The 16,154-nt window shown below is 65.6% G+C and carries 13 protein-coding genes and 1 tRNA gene; 6 read left to right on the forward strand and 8 right to left on the reverse strand.

Going from position 1 to position 16,154, the window contains the following annotated elements; all coding sequences use genetic code 11:
- The first annotated feature begins 9 nt into the window (after nucleotides 1-9).
- The 3 genes from ACKTSM_RS07930 to ACKTSM_RS07940 are packed head-to-tail and all read left to right on the forward strand — an operon-like array spanning nucleotide 10 to nucleotide 5,805.
- On the forward strand, nucleotides 10-1,458 hold the full coding sequence (locus ACKTSM_RS07930) for a UdgX family uracil-DNA binding protein (RefSeq protein ID WP_407874117.1): 1,449 nt from the start codon (nucleotides 10-12) through the stop codon (nucleotides 1,456-1,458).
- Nucleotide 1,459: 1 nt separating this feature from the next.
- Nucleotides 1,460-5,056 (forward strand): error-prone DNA polymerase, encoded by a 3,597-nt coding sequence (locus ACKTSM_RS07935; protein ID WP_407874118.1) that lies wholly within the window; start codon nucleotides 1,460-1,462, stop codon nucleotides 5,054-5,056.
- Nucleotides 5,057-5,058: 2 nt separating this feature from the next.
- Entirely contained in the window at nucleotides 5,059-5,805 is a 747-nt protein-coding gene (locus ACKTSM_RS07940; RefSeq protein WP_407874119.1) for an extensin family protein, read from the forward strand.
- Between the two features lie 9 nt (nucleotides 5,806-5,814).
- Here ACKTSM_RS07940 and phoB read toward each other — a convergent pair whose 3' ends face one another.
- From phoB to recJ, 8 genes are all read right to left on the reverse strand, one after another.
- The gene (phoB, locus tag ACKTSM_RS07945; protein ID WP_407874120.1) at nucleotides 5,815-6,504 is read right to left on the reverse strand and encodes a phosphate regulon transcriptional regulator PhoB; all 690 of its coding nucleotides are present in this window, start codon (nucleotides 6,502-6,504) and stop codon (nucleotides 5,815-5,817) included.
- Between the two features lie 42 nt (nucleotides 6,505-6,546).
- Nucleotides 6,547-7,215, reverse strand: a complete 669-nt coding sequence (gene phoU / locus ACKTSM_RS07950) for a phosphate signaling complex protein PhoU (protein WP_407874121.1) — start codon at nucleotides 7,213-7,215, stop codon at nucleotides 6,547-6,549.
- The gene (gene pstB, locus ACKTSM_RS07955) at nucleotides 7,215-7,961 is read right to left on the reverse strand and encodes a phosphate ABC transporter ATP-binding protein PstB (protein ID WP_407876338.1); all 747 of its coding nucleotides are present in this window, start codon (nucleotides 7,959-7,961) and stop codon (nucleotides 7,215-7,217) included. The genes phoU and pstB overlap by 1 nt, the downstream gene beginning before the upstream one ends.
- Before the next feature lie 41 nt (nucleotides 7,962-8,002).
- Nucleotides 8,003-9,268, reverse strand: coding sequence for a phosphate ABC transporter permease PstA (gene pstA / locus ACKTSM_RS07960; protein WP_407874122.1), 1,266 nt, complete (start codon nucleotides 9,266-9,268; stop codon nucleotides 8,003-8,005).
- Complete coding sequence (gene pstC / locus ACKTSM_RS07965; protein ID WP_407874123.1) at nucleotides 9,261-10,646, reverse strand: phosphate ABC transporter permease subunit PstC; 1,386 nt, start codon at nucleotides 10,644-10,646, stop codon at nucleotides 9,261-9,263. Before pstC ends, pstA begins: the two co-directional genes overlap by 8 nt.
- A gap of 130 nt (nucleotides 10,647-10,776) precedes the next feature.
- Nucleotides 10,777-12,024, reverse strand: coding sequence for a sensor histidine kinase (locus ACKTSM_RS07970; RefSeq protein ID WP_407874124.1), 1,248 nt, complete (start codon nucleotides 12,022-12,024; stop codon nucleotides 10,777-10,779).
- 82 nt (nucleotides 12,025-12,106) lie between these two features.
- Nucleotides 12,107-12,181 (reverse strand) — tRNA-Glu (locus tag ACKTSM_RS07975).
- A 93-nt stretch (nucleotides 12,182-12,274) separates the two neighbouring features.
- Nucleotides 12,275-14,062 carry a single-stranded-DNA-specific exonuclease RecJ gene (recJ, locus tag ACKTSM_RS07980; protein ID WP_407874125.1) on the reverse strand — a complete coding sequence of 596 codons (1,788 nt, stop codon included), beginning with the start codon at nucleotides 14,060-14,062 and terminating at the stop codon, nucleotides 12,275-12,277.
- 84 nt (nucleotides 14,063-14,146) lie between these two features.
- Between recJ and ACKTSM_RS07985 the strand changes: the two genes are divergently transcribed.
- From ACKTSM_RS07985 to ACKTSM_RS07995, 3 genes are all read left to right on the forward strand, one after another.
- Complete coding sequence (locus ACKTSM_RS07985) at nucleotides 14,147-14,632, forward strand: flavodoxin family protein (protein ID WP_407874126.1); 486 nt, start codon at nucleotides 14,147-14,149, stop codon at nucleotides 14,630-14,632.
- 336 nt (nucleotides 14,633-14,968) lie between these two features.
- Complete coding sequence (locus tag ACKTSM_RS07990) at nucleotides 14,969-15,574, forward strand: hypothetical protein (protein ID WP_407874127.1); 606 nt, start codon at nucleotides 14,969-14,971, stop codon at nucleotides 15,572-15,574.
- 2 nt (nucleotides 15,575-15,576) lie between these two features.
- Entirely contained in the window at nucleotides 15,577-16,128 is a 552-nt protein-coding gene (locus ACKTSM_RS07995; protein WP_407874128.1) for an AHH domain-containing protein, read from the forward strand.
- The last annotated feature ends 26 nt before the right edge of the window (nucleotides 16,129-16,154 follow it).

Consider the following 16,154-nt stretch of genomic DNA (forward strand, 5'->3'; position numbering starts at 1 on the left):
GAGTGACCCGTGACCGCGATGCAGAACGTTTCCCTGGGCGCGCATTATGTCGTCAACCTGCCCGCACCCGACGATTTCGGGTTCTGGCGCGAACGCGCGCGCTCCCTGATCCAGTGCGACGTGCCGCCTGACCGGATCTCGTGGGTCGAGCCGGGCGGGACGGGCGATCTGTTCGCGCAGGACGGGCCGTCGCGCGGGGCCAAGCGGCTGCCCGTGCCCGAGCCCGATGCGCGGCCCGTGCGCGTGTCGAAACGCTTCATGAACCTTGCGCGCAATGCCGCGCTCCATTCCGACCCCGAACGCTTCGGCCTGCTCTACCGCATCCTGTGGCGGATGCAGGCGAACCCGCGCTTTCTCGAGGACAAGGCCGACCCCGATGTCCGCCGGCTCGAGGAACTCGACAAGTCGGTCCGCCGCGACAGCCACAAGATGCACGCCTTCGTCCGCTTCCGCGAAGTGGCAGGCGAGGATGGCGCCGCGCATTACGTCGCCTGGTTCGAACCCGATCACCACATCGTGCGCGCCAATGCGGGTTTCTTCATGCGCCGCTTTGCCAGCATGAACTGGTCGATCCTCACCCCGCGCGGCTGCATCCACTGGGACGGCGAGACCATGCGCGAAAGCGGTCCTGCAAGGCGTTCCGACGCGCCCAGCGGCGACCCGATCGAGGATTTGTGGAAGTCCTATTACGCCTCGATCTTCAATCCCGCCCGGCTCAAGGTCGGCGCGATGCTTTCGGAGATGCCGCGCAAATACTGGAAGAACATGCCCGAGGCCGAACTCATCCCCGACCTCATCGCCGGGGCGCAGGCGCGCGAGGCGAGCATGGTCGAAACCGGCGCGCTCGCATTCGAGGAAAGGCCCGAGACGCTTCCCGCCATCGCCAGGGCGATCGAGAATTGCCGCAAGTGCCCGATCGGCGAACTGCACAACCGCGCGGTAATGGGCGAGGGGCCGCGCGATGCGACGCTGATGATCGTGGGCGAGCAGCCGGGCGACCAGGAGGATGAAAGCGGGCGTCCCTTTGTCGGCCCTGCGGGGCAATTGCTCGACCAGTATCTCGAGCGCACCGGCATCGATCGCGGCGCGGCCTATGTCACCAATGCGGTCAAGCATTTCAAATATGTCCAGCGCGGCAAGCGGCGCATCCACCAATCGCCCGGCGCAAAGGAGATCGACACCTGCCGCTGGTGGATCGAGGCCGAGCGCACCATCGTCAAGCCGAAGCTGGTGCTGGCGCTGGGCGCGAGCGCGGCGCGCAGCCTGCTGGGGCGCACGGTGAGCATTTCCAAGGCGCGCGGCCAGCCCTTCGCGCTTGAGGACGGGGCGGAAATGTGGGTCAGCGCGCATCCCTCCTACCTGCTCCGGCTCGAAGGCGAAGCGCGCGAGAAACAGGCCGCTCTGTTCGCAGCCGACCTTGCAGCGGTGAAAGAGCGGCTCGGAAAAATCGCGGCGTGACATGCCCGACGCGCCGCTCACCCCCGACAAGCGCACGATCGATGTCGATCCCGACCTGATCGATACACCCCCGCGCGCGCCCTTCGTCGAGCTCGGCCTTGTCAGCTGTTTCAGCTTCCTGCGAGGGGCCTCTGACGCGGTCGATCTCGTGACCACCGCGCGGGCGCTGGGATATGACGCGATCGGGATCGCCGATGCCAATTCGTTCGCCGGCGTGGTGCGCATCCATACCGAGGCGCGCACGCTCAAGCTCACCCCGGTGATCGGCTGCCGGATCGAGACGGTCGAGGGCCTCGCCTTCCTCGCCTATCCCCGCGACCGCGCCGCCTATGGCCGGCTGTGCCGCCTGATCAGCAAGGGACGCATGCAGACCTTGTCGGGCGAGTGGCAGGAAAAGGGCGTTTGCGAGATCGATCTCGCCATGCTGGCGGAGCACGGCGAAGGCGTGCAACTGGTGCTGGTCCCGCCCGAGGACCCGATGGCCGAACTGACCATCGCGGTGCCGAGCAATGTCGTCGCGCTGCACGAGGATGAAAGCGCAAGCGATCCGGACACGATCACCGCCTCCTTTGCCGAATTGCTTCCGCACCTCGTTCGCCAGCTTCCGACCTTGCGTCACCTTGCCGCGAGCTATCTCTACCGCGGGGACGATGTCGCGCGGATCGACCGGCTCGATGCGCTCGCCCGCGCGCACGGCCTTTCGCTGCTCGCCACCAACGATGTCCATTACCACGCGCCCGAACGCCGCCCGTTGCAGGACGTGATGACCGCGCTTCGCCACAAGACCACGGTGGCAAGGGCCGGGCACCTGCTTCACGCCAATGCCGAGCGGCATCTCAAGAGCCCGCAGGACATGGTGCGGCTGTTCGCGCGCTGGCCGCATGCGATCCATGCCGCGCGCGACATTGCCGACAATTGCGACTTCAGCCTCGAGGAACTGGCCTACGAATATCCGGAGGAAATCTATCCCGACGGCATGGCCCCGCAGGAATATCTCGAGATCGAGACCTGGGCCGGGGCCGAGCGGCGCTATCCCTCGGGCGTGCCCGACAGCGTGCGCGACACGCTCGACCGCGAACTCGCCCTGATCGCCAAGCTCGATCTTGCGCGCTACTTCCTCACCATCAAGGACATCGTCGATTTCGCCCGCAGCGTCGATCCGCCGATCCTGTGCCAGGGGCGCGGAAGCGCGGCCAATTCGGCCGTGTGCTACTGCCTCGAGATCACGAGTGTCGACCCGGCCAAGCACCAGCTGCTGTTCGACCGCTTCATCTCCGAGGAGCGCAAGGAGCCGCCCGATATCGACGTCGATTTCGAGCACGAAAGGCGCGAGGAGGTGATCCAGTACATCTACCGCAAATATGGCCGCCACCGCGCCGGGCTGACCGCGACCGTCATCCATTACCGCCCGCGCATGGCGATCCGCGAAGTGGGCAAGGCGATGGGCCTGTCCGAGGATGTCACCGCGAGCCTGGCCAAGACCGTGTGGGGCGGGTGGGGGCGCGAGATCAGCGAGGCGCACGCCGCCGAAACCGGCATGGACGTGACCGATCCGCACCTTCGCCGCGTGCTCAAGCTGACCGAGCAGATGATCGGGATGCCGCGCCACCTCTCGCAGCATGTCGGCGGGTTCATCCTCACCCAGGGCGCGCTGACCGAGACCGTGCCGATCGGCAATGGCGCCATGCCCGATCGCAGTTTCATCGAGTGGGACAAGGACGATATCGAGGCATTGGGCATCCTTAAGGTCGACGTGCTCGCACTGGGCATGCTGACCTGCATCAAGAAGTGCCTCGACCTGCTCGAAAACCACCACGACCGCGCGCTCACGCTCGCAACCGTCCCGCGCGAGGACCCGGAAACCTATGCGATGCTGCGCAAGGGCGATTCGCTCGGCGTGTTCCAGGTCGAGAGCCGCGCGCAGATGAACATGCTCCCGCGCCTGCGCCCGCGCGAATTCTACGATCTCGTGATCCAGGTCGCGATCGTGCGGCCCGGGCCGATCCAGGGCGACATGGTCCATCCCTACCTGAAACGCCGCCGCGGGGCCGAACAGGTGGTGATCCCCAAACCATCGCCCGCGCACGGGCCGCCCGACGAGCTTTCCAGCATCCTCGAACGCACTCTGGGCGTCCCGATCTTCCAGGAACAGGCAATGAAGATCGCGCTCGATGCGGCGAGGTTCTCCAGCGCCGAGGCCAACCGGTTGCGCAAGGCGATGGCGACCTTCCGTTCGCGCGGCATGGTCGACGAGCTTCAGGACATGATGGTCGAGCGGATGGTGACGCGCGGCTATGACCGCGAATTTGCCGAGCGCTGCTTCAACCAGATCCGCGGCTTTGGCGAATATGGCTTTCCCGAAAGCCACGCGGCGAGCTTTGCTCACCTCGTCTATGTCTCGAGCTGGCTCAAATGCCACTTTCCCGCGGCCTTTGCCGCCGCGCTACTCAATTCGCAGCCCATGGGCTTCTATGCGCCTGCCCAGATCGTGCGCGATGCGCGCGAGCACGGGGTCGCGGTGCTGCCGGCCGACGTCAACCGTTCGCAATGGGACTGCACGCTCGAGGAGATCGGGGAGGCGAGCGAGACCAGGTCCGGCCGCTATGACCGGCATATCGCGCTCAGGCTCGGCCTGCGGCAGATCGACGGCCTGCCAGAGCATGTCGCCGCCCGGCTGATCGCGGTGCGCGAGGAAACCGGGCCTTACCGCGATGTCGCCGAACTGCGCGAGCGCGGCGGGCTTGGCCCGGCGCATATCGAGCGGCTCGCAAGCGCGGATTGCTTTGCCTCGATGCAGCTTTCGCGCAGGCAGGCCTTGTGGGATGCGCGCAGCCTGATCGCCGAACCCGACCTGCCGCTGTTCCGCGCAGCCGCGGCGCGCGAGGAGGGGGCGGAACGCGCGCGCACGGCCTTGCCCGCAATGCCTTTGTCGGAAGAGGTGGTGGCCGATTACCAGACCACGCGATTGAGCCTCAAGGCGCACCCGATGGCGTTTCTGCGCGCCAGCCTCGGCGAACGCGGTTTCGTGCGCGCCTGCGACCTGAGAGCGAAGAAGTTCCGCAGCATGGTCCAGGTCGCCGGCGTGGTCCTGATCCGCCAGCGCCCGGGCAGCGCCAAGGGGGTGTGCTTCATCACGCTCGAGGACGAGACCGGGGTTATCAATCTCGTCGTGTGGCCTGACCTCAAGGAAAAGCAGCGCCGGGTGGTGATGGGAGCGCGTCTGATGGAAGTGCGCGGCCGGGTCGAATATGATGACGAGGTGATCCACGTCATCGCCCACCACATGACCGATGCGACCGACAGCCTCTATGCGCTGTCCGACGACATGCTCAACGCGCCGGTCGCGCGTGCCGATCATGTCAACGCGCCGCTGCCCTCGCAGGTGGGTGGCAAGAAAATGGCCAATCCGCGCGATGACCTTGTCTCGGGCACCGGAACGATCCCCGGTCAGGAGGCCGAGGCGATCCGGCCGCGCGACCTGATCGACCAGCTTCCCGATGCGGGCGGCGCGCCGAAGCGGGGCCTGCGCAACCTGCCGCGGCCCGGAGGGCATCCGCGCAATGCCCGGATACTTCCGAAGTCTCGCGACTTTCACTAGCAATGCCCCGCTCGCAAAATCCCTTTCGCATCTCTCGCAAGATCGGCTCTTTCGCCGGCGAGCGGCGCTTCATCAGGCTCGCCATTGCAGCACTGGTCCTGTTTGCCGGATATGCCTGGATCAAGGCGCATCCCCAGCACGATCCCACCGCACCGCTCGACCTGCGCCATCCGGTCGGCATGGCGACCGCATCCAAGCTCGCCGCGCTCAAGGACGATGTGCCTGGCTGCCGCGCAGTGCTCGACCGCAGCGAAGTGGCCTATGCCGCGCTGGAACCGGCAGGCGAGGGGGCCTGCGCCAGGCCCGACCGAACACGGCTCGGCGATTATCCGCTTGCCCCTGCCTCGCCGCCGATGACCTGCCCGATGGCCGCAGCGCTCGAATTGTGGCGGACGGGCACCGTGGCCCCTGCCGCGCGCGCAATTTTCGGCAGCGATGTCGCGCGGATCGAGCATCTCGGGGTGTACTCCTGCCGCCGCCTCTATGGTCGCAGCGAAGGCGCGTGGAGCGAACACGCCACCGGAAACGCGATCGACATAGCGGGCTTCGTGCTCGAAGACGGCCGCAGCATCAGCGTCCTGAGCGACTGGGACAGCGAAAGCGGGGACGACGAAGCACGCTTCCTGCGCGAGATCCGGCAAGGTGCATGCGGCGTTTTCGCAACTGTGCTGTCGCCCGAATACAACCAGGCCCATGCCGACCATTTCCATTTCGACCAGGACGATCGCTGGGCGGGTCTATGCCGCTAGCTGGGGAGGCTAGACCGCCTCCAGTGCATATCCTGCCGAACGCACCGTGCGGATCGGGTCCTTCAGGCCTTCCACCCCAATCGCCTTGCGCAGCCTGCGGATGTGAACATCGACCGTGCGCAGTTCGATGTCCGATCCCGTCCCCCACACGCCGTCGAGCAGCTGTCCGCGGCTGAAGACGCGCCCCGGGCTTTCCATGAAGAACTTGAGCAGGCGATATTCGGTCGGACCGAGTTGCAGCGACTGGCCCGCGCGTTCGACCTTGTGCGCGACCGGATCGAGCCGGATGTCCCCGACCTCGATGGTCTCGCCGGCAAGCGCAGGGCGGATCCGCCGCATGACCGCCGCGACCCGTGCGAGCAATTCGCGCGGCGAGAACGGCTTGGTCAGGTAGTCGTCGGCGCCGGTTTCCAGCCCGCGCACGCGGTCATCCTCGGATTCGCGCGCGGTGAGCATGATGATCGGGACATGCGCGGTCGCCTTGTCGCGGCGCAGGCGCCGACATACCTCGATCCCGCTGGTGCCTTCGATCATCCAGTCCAGGATGATGAGATCAGGCACTTCCTCGCTCGCCAGGACCAGCGCCTCGTCGCCATCGCTGGTGCCGCGTACCTCGTAGCCCTCCTTGCTGAACCGGAATTCCAGCAATTCGAACAGCGCCGGGTCATCTTCGACGAGAAGCAGTTTGGGTACGGACAAATGAGCCTCCCCGGCGCTTGGAGTGTGGGACGTGGCTGCGCCCTAACGGTCTTCTTCGGGCGGATAGGTGCCGGTCGCGGCGAAGTGGACCATCTCCGCGACATTGGTGGCATGGTCGCCGATCCGTTCGAGGTTGCGGGCCACGAACAGCAATTGGGCAGCGCTCGAAATGGTGGCAGGATTTTCCACCATGTGGCTGACCAGATTGCGGAAAATGCTGTTGTAGAATGCGTCGACCTTGGCGTCGGTGGCGATCACCTCGCGCGCGAGATTGGCGTCACGGGCGGCATAGGCGGTGAGCACGTCGTGGACCATTTCCGCCGCGAGCTCGCCCATGGCTGGGATGAGAGTGAGCGGTTCGAACCGGTCGCGCCCGTCGATCGCGCCAACGCGCCGGGCAATGTTTTTCGAATAGTCGCCGATCCGTTCGACCACGCCGGCGATCTTGAGCGCGGCGATCACTTCGCGCAGGTCATCGGCCATCGGCGCACGCAGCGCGATCACCCGCACCGCCAGCTTGTCCACCTCGGCTTCGAGCGCATCGATCTTCTTGTCGCGCTTGACGACCTTCTTGGCGAGCTCCTCGTCGCCGCGCACCATCGCGTCGAGCGCTTCGTGCGTCGCGACCTCGGCGAGCCCGCCCATTTCGGAGATCAAACCGCGCAGGCGGGTGATGTCCTCGTCGAATGCCTTTACTGTGTGGTCTGCCATTATCCGTAGCGTCCAGTGATATAGTCTTGGGTGCGTTTCTCGATCGGATTGGTGAAAATGTCGGATGTCTTTCCGTATTCTACCATTTTTCCGAGGTGAAAGAAGGCGGTTCGCTGGCTGACACGCGCAGCCTGCTGCATCGAGTGGGTTACGATCACGATCGCATAGCGTCCCGACAGCTCGTCGATCAGTTCCTCGATCTTGGCGGTGGCGATCGGATCGAGCGCGGAAGCCGGCTCGTCCATCAGGATGACCTCGGGATCGACGGCAATCGCGCGGGCGATGCACAGGCGCTGCTGCTGGCCGCCCGACAAGGCTGTGCCCGAATCGTCGAGCCGGTCCTTGACCTCGTCCCACAGCCCCGCGCGGGTCAGCGATTTCTCGACGATCACGTCGAGATCGGCCTTCTTCTCGCCAAGCCCGTGGATCTTGGGGCCGTAGGCGATGTTCTCGTAGATCGACTTGGGGAAGGGATTGGGCTTCTGAAACACCATGCCGACCCGCGCACGCAGCTGGACCACGTCCATCGCATCGCCGTGGATATCCTCGCCCTCGAGCTCGATCGTGCCGGTCACGCGCGCCGAGGGGATCGTGTCGTTCATGCGGTTGAAGCACCGCAGGAAGGTCGACTTGCCGCAGCCCGACGGACCGATGAAGGCGGTCACGTAATCGGGCGAGATGTCGATCGACACCTCGTCGATGGCTTTCTTGTCGCCGTAATAAACCGACACGTCGCGCGCGCTCATCTTGGCGTTGGTGTCGTGCTGGATGCTTTCGTGGACTAGGGTCACCAGGACTTCTCGAACTTGTTGCGCAGGTAGATGGCGATGCCGTTCATCAGCAGGAGGAACAGCAGGAGGACGATGATCGCAGCGCTGGTGCGCTCGACAAAGCCGCGGTCGATTTCATCCGACCACAGGAAAATCTGCATCGGCAGCACCGTCGCTGGCGAGGTGAAGCCTTCGGGCGGGGTCGCGACGAATGCGCGCATCCCGATCAGCAGCAGCGGCGCCGTTTCGCCGAGCGCACGCGCCATGCCGATGATCGTTCCGGTCAGCATGCCGGGCAGGGCAAGCGGCAGGACATGGTGGAACACCACCTGGACAGGCGATGCTCCCACCGCGAGCGCGCCATCGCGGATCGAGGGCGGCACCGCCTTGATCGCGTTGCGGCCGGAAATGACGATGACCGGCATGGTCATCAGCGCGAGCGTCATGCCGCCGATCAGCGGAGCCGACCTCAGATTGGGAAACAGCGTCAGGAACACGGCGAGGCCGAGCAGGCCGAAAATGATCGACGGGACCGCGGCCAGATTGTTGATCGAGACCTCGATCAGGTCGGTCCAGCGGTTACGCGGCGCGTATTCCTCGAGGTAGAGCGCTGCCAGCACACCGATCGGGAAGGCGAGCAGGAAGGTGACGATCATGGTGTAGATCGATCCCTTGAGAGCGCCCCAGATGCCGACCTGCTGAGGGCTGGTCGCATCCGAGCGGGCGAAAAAGCCCCAGTCCCAGTTCTCGGCGAGCTGGCCGCGTTCGGCCATTTCTGCTGCGAGCGCCTGCATTTGCGGCGAACCCTCGCCGGCAAGGCCCGAAGCAAGGTCCGAGGAGGCAGGAAGCCAGAGCGTTTCCTCGCGGGTCGCCAGCGAAGGATCGGATTGGAGCGCCGCCGCGACATCGCGCCAACCCTGCCGGCTGACCTCGGCCGCGGCCTGTTCGCCAAGCGCCTCGATTGCGAAATATTCGACCGTTTGCGGCAGGCCCTGCCGTTCGAGCACCTGCACCGCATCGGGCTGCGCCATCAGGTTCTCGTCAACCGCGAGGCCGCTTTCGGCGAAATCGATGGTGACCGCGACCTCGGCCCGCTGGAATCCGCCAATGCCGTTGGCGAGCATGTTGCCGAGCAGGAACACAAGCACCGCGAGCGAGAACACGATTGCGAACAGGCCAAGCGCGCGGAAACGGCGTTCTGCGCGGTAGCGTTCGTTCAGCCTCTTGGCGAAGGCATCGGTGCGGGTGGGACCGCCGGCCGGGATTGCCTGGGAATTACTCATAAGCCTCACGGAACCGTTTCACGACACGCAGAGCGATGATGTTGAGCACGAGAGTGACCACGAACAGGACGAAACCGAGCGCGAATGCGCTGAGCGTAGCCGGGTGGTCGAAGCTGCCTTCACCGGTGAGCATGGCCACGATCTGGTAGGTGACGGTGGTCATCGTCTCGAGCGGGTTGGCGGTGAGATTGGACGATGCGCCTGCGGCCATGACCACGATCATGGTCTCGCCGATCGCGCGGCTCACCGCGAGCATGATGCCAGCCACGATCCCCGGAAGCGCGGCGGGGAACAGCACCCGCTTGATCGTTTCCGACTGGGTCGCGCCCATGGCAAGGCTGCCGTCGCGCATGGCGCTGGGCACTGCTGCCATCGAATCGTCCGCCATTGACGAGACGAAGGGAATGATCATCACCCCCATGACCACGCCCGCTGCCAGCGCGCTCTCGCTCGAGGCGCTGGTCACGCCGAGCGAGATCGCGATGTCGCGCACCGCCGGAGCCACTGTCAGGGCGGCGAAATAGCCATAGACCACGGTGGGGATGCCCGCGAGGATCTCGAGCGCGGGCTTGACCCATTGGCGCAGCCGCGGATCGGCATATTGGGTGAGGTAGATCGCGCTCATCAGGCCGAGCGGTATGGCAACGATCATGGCGATGATCGCGCCGATGAAGATCGTGCCCCAGAACAGCGGAATTGCGCCGAACCGCGATCCGTCGGGATTGTCCGGATTGCTCATCGGGTCCGGCCCCCAGAAGGTGCCGAACAGGAAATCGATCGGCGACACCATGCCGAAGAACCGGATGGTCTCGAACACGAGGCTGGCGACGATGCCGAAAGTCGTGAGGATCGCCATGAGCGAGGCCAGCAGCAGCACCATCATCACGGTGCGCTCGACCCGGGTGCGGGCGCGGAAATCGGGGCGCAGACGAAGGAAGGCAAAGGCACCGGCGGCAAAGGCGATCAGGAATGTGATCGCATAGCCGATCAGGTTGTAACGGCCGATCGCCTCACGAAACGGTTCGACCAGCATCTCGGCATTCGGATTGAACACCGCGTTCGCGTTGCCGGTTGCCACCGCGCGCGCTTCGTTGAGCCAGACATCGCGCTGGAAGCCGAAAGCGGGCAATTGCGCGGCCTCGGGCGATGCGAGAACGCTCTGCATGACCAGTTGCGGCGCGGCCAGCGACCAGACCAGCACGAAAGCCAGGACCGGAACGACCACCCACAGCGCGACATACCAGGCATGATAGACCGGGCGCGAGGCGGTGCGCACCGAGGAATCGGCCTTTTGGAAGCTCCACGCTTTTGCCCGCCCGGCCAGCCAGCCCAGGAGGCCAAGCCCGACAGCAATAAGAAGAAGAGTTATCGGCGACATCGGTCGGTTCGGGTTCCCTTTGCAGCGTGCCCTGCGCCGTGCGACCGGTGCGGAGAATCGGTCAGCGCGCTGGGCCGCATATCCGTGCGGTCATGCTCTGCCACGCCAATGTTGGAGAAATAAGACAACTCTAAGACAATGTCGGCGTTTCGTCGGGCGCCGATTGCCGTTCGCCCCTGTCATCGTGCGGCGCTGCTTCTTCGGTTTCGGCAATCGGGAGGCGAACCACGACACAGGTGCCGCGGCCAAGCTCGCTTTCGATATCGAGCCGGCCGCGATGCCTCTGGACGATGTGCTTGACGATCGCGAGCCCGAGCCCGGTCCCGCCCGAGGCCCGGCTGCGACCCGGATCCGTGCGATAGAAGCGGCGCGTGAGATGCGGCAATTGCTCGGGCGAAATGCCTTCGCCGTTGTCCCGCACCGATAGCCGCGCCATCGATTCGCGCCCGGTATCGAGCGTCACCTCGACCATGCCATCGCGCGCACCGTATTTGAGCGCATTGTCTACGAGATTGCGGACCACCTGCTCGAGCTGCTGCCTGTCGCCGCGGACATTCAGGCGATCGGCGAGGTCGAAAGACAGGCGTTCGACCCGGTCGGTGCCGGCAGCATCGCGCGCCGCGCGCTCGACCAGCGGCTTCAGATCGACCAGATCCTCGGGCAGTTCGTGCTTTTCGGCCTCGACCCGCGACAGGCTCATCAGATCGCCGATCAGCGCCTGCAAGCGCCGCGCCTCGCGCTCGATCGTGTCGAGAAACTTGCGCGCGGTCGGGGTGTCGATATTGCCATCGGCCTCGTTGAGCGTTTCGACATAGCCGAGAATCGCCGCGAGCGGAGTGCGCAGCTCGTGGCTGGCGTTGGCGACGAAATCGGTGTGAGCGCGTGCGATATCGGCCTCGGCGGTCTGGTTTATCAGCTCGATAACCGCCAGCTCTTCATCGAGTGCCTGCCGGTTGATTTGCCAGATATCGCGCCTCCTCACGAGGCCGCGCACGATGGCGTGCCCGTTGCGGTTGCCGCTCAGAAGCGAGATCGCTCCCGGCTGGCGAAAGGCGACGCGCACGTCCTGGCCGACGATGTGGCGGCCCAGCAGGTCACGCGCGGCGCGATTGGCGATCGCTATCGTGTTGCGTTCGGTGACGAAGAGCGGGGTCGATGCGTTCTCGACCAGATCGCGCATCGAATCGCGCGCAATCGGCTGCTTCGCCGCGGCCATGCGCTGTTCGGGAGGGCGTCCGGTGGCAAGCAGCAACGAGCCGCCCCACAGGACCGCGACCGCGATGGCAACGAACGGGTCGATGCCGAGCACAAGCATCGCCACCAAGGTCACTGCCGCCAGCGCAAATCCGGAAACGGGGAAGGTCGGTCCAGTGGCCATGGCGCAAGGCTCTAACGCTCGCCGGGGCAAGGTGGAACCCCCGAAGGGGTGATGATCTTGTGGGAAAACCCGGCAAGAGAGGTGGTGACCCGTACGGGAATCGAACCCGTGTTTCAGCCGTGAAAGGGCCGCGTCCTAACCGCTAGACGAACGGGCCACGCTCGTTTGCGGAAGCGCGCATCTAGGGTTGCTGAGGGCAGGGGTCAAGCCCTGTATGCGGTGCGCTGCAAAAAAGTTTCAAGGCGCCGCATCAATCGGCAAATGCGGCGTCTTCGAGGTGCAATTCTGCGGCCGGCCTGGGGCCCCAGTCGTCGATCTTCACCCGCCCGGCGAGGTGGAAATTGCGTCCCTTGCTGCGGTGGAGCAGGGTCTGTGCCAGCTCGGTCTCGGCCGCGCGAAAGGCGATGGCCTTGAACGAGCGGCCGTCATTTCCTGCCGCGATCACGCGCAAGTGATCCTTGCCGACGATGTCCGCCTTGACGATCCGCACCGGACCGACCGCGACGCGCGGCGCTGGCCAGCCCACTCCGTAGGGGCCAGCCGCCTCGAGCGTGGTGACGAGGTCCGGAGTGAGGCCACCCGGCGCGAGCGAGAGGTCGAGCTGCATCACCTGGCCGGCACACGCGCGTTCGACTTCGCGCGCCAGCCTGCGGTCGAGAAAATCGGCGAAATCCGCCAGCTTGTCGGCATTGAGGGTCAGTCCCGCCGCCATTGCGTGCCCGCCGCCGGCAACCAGTATGCCTTCCTCGCGCGCGGCTATGATCGCTGCGCCCAGATCGACCCCGCTGATCGACCGGCCCGAACCCTTGCCAGTGCCGTCCTGCGCATCGAGCGCGACCACGATGGCGGGCTTTCCGGTCTTTTCCTTGATCCTGCCCGCGACGATCCCGATCACGCCCGGATGCCAGCCAGACCCCGACAGGACCTGCACAGCCATGTTGTGCTGACCTTCGAGCTGCGCTTCCGCCGCTTCCTGCACTTCGGCCTCGATCGCCCGGCGTTCCTCGTTGAGCGCGGAGAGCTGTTCGGCAATCGCCCGCGCCTCTTCGGGATCGCGGGTGGTGAGCAGGCGCACACCCAGGGTCGATTCGCCAATCCGTCCGCCGGCATTGATCCGTGGTCCCAGCGCAAAGCCGAGGTCTGACGCGACCGGGGCGCGTTTCAGCCGGCTGGCATCCATCAGCGCCGCCATGCCGATCCGCTGCCGGCGCGCGAGCACCTTGAGCCCCTGGGCAACGAAAGCGCGGTTCAACCCGTGCAGCGCGGCGACATCGGCCACGGTGCCGAGCGCCACCAGGTCGAGCAGCGCCATCAGATCGGGCTCGTCGCGATCGGCGAAATAGCCGCGAACCCGCAAGGTTCGCACCACCGCGATCGCCAGGAGAAAGGCGACACCGACAGCGGCGAGATGGCCGTGGCTGGCGGCGAGATCGCTTTCGTCGAGGCGGTTGGGATTGACCAGTGCCGCCGTCGGAGGGAGGTCAGCTGCGCATTTGTGATGATCGACGACGATCACGTCGACGCCTTCGTCGCGCGCCATGGTCAGCGCCTCGTGCGCCATCGCGCCGCAATCGACCGTGACGATCAGGCTCGTCCCCTCGCGCGCGAGCTTGACCAGGGCTTCGCCCGTAGGACCGTATCCTTCGAGCAGGCGGTCGGGGATGTAGTATCCCGCCTCGACCCCGAGCGACCGCAGCAATTCGACCAGCAGCGCAGCGCTCGTCGCGCCGTCGACATCGTAATCGCCGTAAATAGTGATCGTCTCATCGGCGAGCACCGCACTCGCAATGCGCTCGGCGGCGCGATCCATGTCGCGGAATTCCGAAGGATCGGGCAGAAAGGCCCGCATGGTGGGCTGGGCGTGTTTCTCGATCTCGTCCTCGGCCACGCCGCGTGTCATGAGAAGCTGGGCGAGAATATCGCGCGACAGGGAGGCGCGATCATCGCCGAGATCCATGTTTCCGCCGCGCCATTGCCAGGCGCGCCCGGCAAGCGAGCGCGAAACACCAAGAACATTCGAGAGCGACCGGGTAGCCATGGTCCCTGTCCTAGCCCAAGCCGCGCCCGCGCAACAGCGGGGTAGCATTGACAATCGACAGATGGGGTTGCGAGGCATGTTTGCATGACCAAGGCATCCCACCTTCTCGTGATATGGCACAGCCGCACCGGAGCGAGCGAGGCCATGGCGCGCGCCGCCAGCGATGCGCACGCATCGACCCGCCTGTGCGCGGCCTCCGGTATCGGGGCGGACGATCTGCTCGCTGCGGGAGGCTACCTGTTCGTATGCCCCGAAAACCTCGCCGCGATGAGCGGAGCGATGAAGGAGATGTTCGACGCCAATTACTATCCCGTTCTCGGCCGGATCGAAGGGCGTCCCTACGCGACCATCATCGCCGCGGGGTCGGACGGGGAGGGCGCGCAGCGGCAGATCGACCGGATCGCGACAGGCTGGCGCCTGCGCAGGGTGGCCGAGCCGATGATTGTCAATTTCAATGCGCAGACGCCCGAGGAAATCCTCGCGCGCAAGTCGGTTTCGCACGAAGTCCTGTCCGATTGCCGCGCGCTCGGTGCGGGATTGGCCGAGGGGATCGCCGAAGGCATATTCTAGCCCGGGGCGTGCACTTCGAATTTTGTGATATTCGTGGAATGGGGACTCGACGAGGCGGGCAAGAGCGGTCAAGCTTGCCGGGCATTTGCCGTCCTCGGGTGGCAATAGAGGGGATGGGAGCAGATCGAGCAGTCGTCGCAAGCCGATGCCAACGGGCTTTTCCTGCTGTTTGCACGCGGCAAACGGCCCGATCGCGCTGCCATTCGCGAATTCGTCGCCAGCCAGCGCGCGGTTTCGCTGTCGCATGATCCTTCGCAAGACACAGCGCTTCATCTCGTCGCTGCCGATGGTCAGACGGTCCACCCGTGCATCGAGGCCGGCAGCAAGGCGAGCGACATGGTCTGGCTCGAATTGCTGCGCGACGGGCTGGTCTTCGATCTGTGCGGATTGGCACCGGGTCCATCGACGGCTTTCCCGTCCGCTGACAACCGTTTCGATCTCGACGAACTGCCGGGCGCGGCGCGGCACGATGCCTTGCAACTGACACCGGGACCGCACCTCGCTGGAGGCGAGCGCACGTTGCCCGTGGTCAAGTCGATGATCGGCCTCGCGCGCGACATCGCGCATCATTTCGACGGGCTGACAGCGGTGGTCTGGCCGCCTTCGGCCAGCGCGATCGGCCGCAGGTTCTTCGATTCGGTGGCGACCGCGTGGTTGCAAGGCGGGCCTTTCCCGGCGCTCGGGCTCACGGCCTTCCGCGAAACGCTCGACGGGGCGCTCCAGAGCGTGGGCCTCGATTACTGGATCGGACAGGAGCTCCGGATCGAACCGCCGCTGTCATCCGACAAGCTGGCGGCGACAAGGCTTGCAGTGCGGCTCGTGAACCAGCTCGTCCTTGTCGGCGGGCTCGACGGGGACGAGCGGATCGTCGCTCCCGATGGCACCCGGCTCCTCATGCGCATTTCGCGCAATGGCCGTTTCGTGAGGGTAGCGCGCGAATAGCAATGTTCAGGGTCGAACACACGGTATTGCAGCAGAACGCACGCGCCGCCGGGCGCGCGAAGATAACCTTTCGCGCTGTCAATCGCCGTGGCACGCCCGAATACGACCCTGCCTTGCAGCGCCATCATCTGCTGCCGCGCCAGCTCCTGACGCGGCGCTGCTTTGGCTCGATGTTCTCCTCGATCGGGCGCGACCGCGTCGGTTTCGACGATTTTCGCACCAACGGGCTGCTTCTCCCGGCAACCGATGATGCCACCATGCGCACCGGAATGCCGCTGCACCGCGGCCCGCACCGGCGTTACAACGAGGTGGTGATCGAGCGCGTCGGACGGATCGAGGCGCGCTGGGCGCAGGCGGTCAGCGACGACCGCGAAACCGCTGGGCGAGAGGCGGTGGACCGGTTGAGCCTGCTCCAGGCCGCATTGCGGCGGCGTCTCCTTCGCGCGCGCAGGCGCCTGCTGCTCAACCGCAAGGATCCACTCGGCACTGGCTATGATTTCGGCGAGCTCGACGCGATGGCCGAACATCTCTGGCAATCGACGACCTCGGGCTGACGATCCCGTCGGCGGGCCAACGTAGC

This window comes from Qipengyuania nanhaisediminis (assembly GCF_045862805.1).
Classification (GTDB): domain Bacteria; phylum Pseudomonadota; class Alphaproteobacteria; order Sphingomonadales; family Sphingomonadaceae; genus Erythrobacter; species Erythrobacter nanhaisediminis_A.

What these genes read in the sequence shown, in the direction of transcription:
- ACKTSM_RS07935 (WP_407874118.1), top strand. Translation starts at nt 1,460, where the DNA reads ATGCCCGACGCGCCGCTCACCCCCGACAAGCGCACGATCGATGTCGAT.
- ACKTSM_RS07940 (WP_407874119.1), top strand. Translation starts at nt 5,059, where the DNA reads ATGCCCCGCTCGCAAAATCCCTTTCGCATCTCTCGCAAGATCGGCTCT.
- phoU (WP_407874121.1), bottom strand. Translation starts at nt 7,215, where the DNA reads ATGGCAGACCACACAGTAAAGGCATTCGACGAGGACATCACCCGCCTG.
- pstB (WP_407876338.1), bottom strand. Translation starts at nt 7,961, where the DNA reads ATGAGCGCGCGCGACGTGTCGGTTTATTACGGCGACAAGAAAGCCATC.
- pstA (WP_407874122.1), bottom strand. Translation starts at nt 9,268, where the DNA reads ATGAGTAATTCCCAGGCAATCCCGGCCGGCGGTCCCACCCGCACCGAT.
- pstC (WP_407874123.1), bottom strand. Translation starts at nt 10,646, where the DNA reads ATGTCGCCGATAACTCTTCTTCTTATTGCTGTCGGGCTTGGCCTCCTG.
- ACKTSM_RS07970 (WP_407874124.1), bottom strand. Translation starts at nt 12,024, where the DNA reads ATGGCCACTGGACCGACCTTCCCCGTTTCCGGATTTGCGCTGGCGGCA.
- recJ (WP_407874125.1), bottom strand. Translation starts at nt 14,062, where the DNA reads ATGGCTACCCGGTCGCTCTCGAATGTTCTTGGTGTTTCGCGCTCGCTT.
- ACKTSM_RS07985 (WP_407874126.1), top strand. Translation starts at nt 14,147, where the DNA reads ATGACCAAGGCATCCCACCTTCTCGTGATATGGCACAGCCGCACCGGA.
- ACKTSM_RS07990 (WP_407874127.1), top strand. Translation starts at nt 14,969, where the DNA reads ATGGTCTGGCTCGAATTGCTGCGCGACGGGCTGGTCTTCGATCTGTGC.
- ACKTSM_RS07995 (WP_407874128.1), top strand. Translation starts at nt 15,577, where the DNA reads ATGTTCAGGGTCGAACACACGGTATTGCAGCAGAACGCACGCGCCGCC.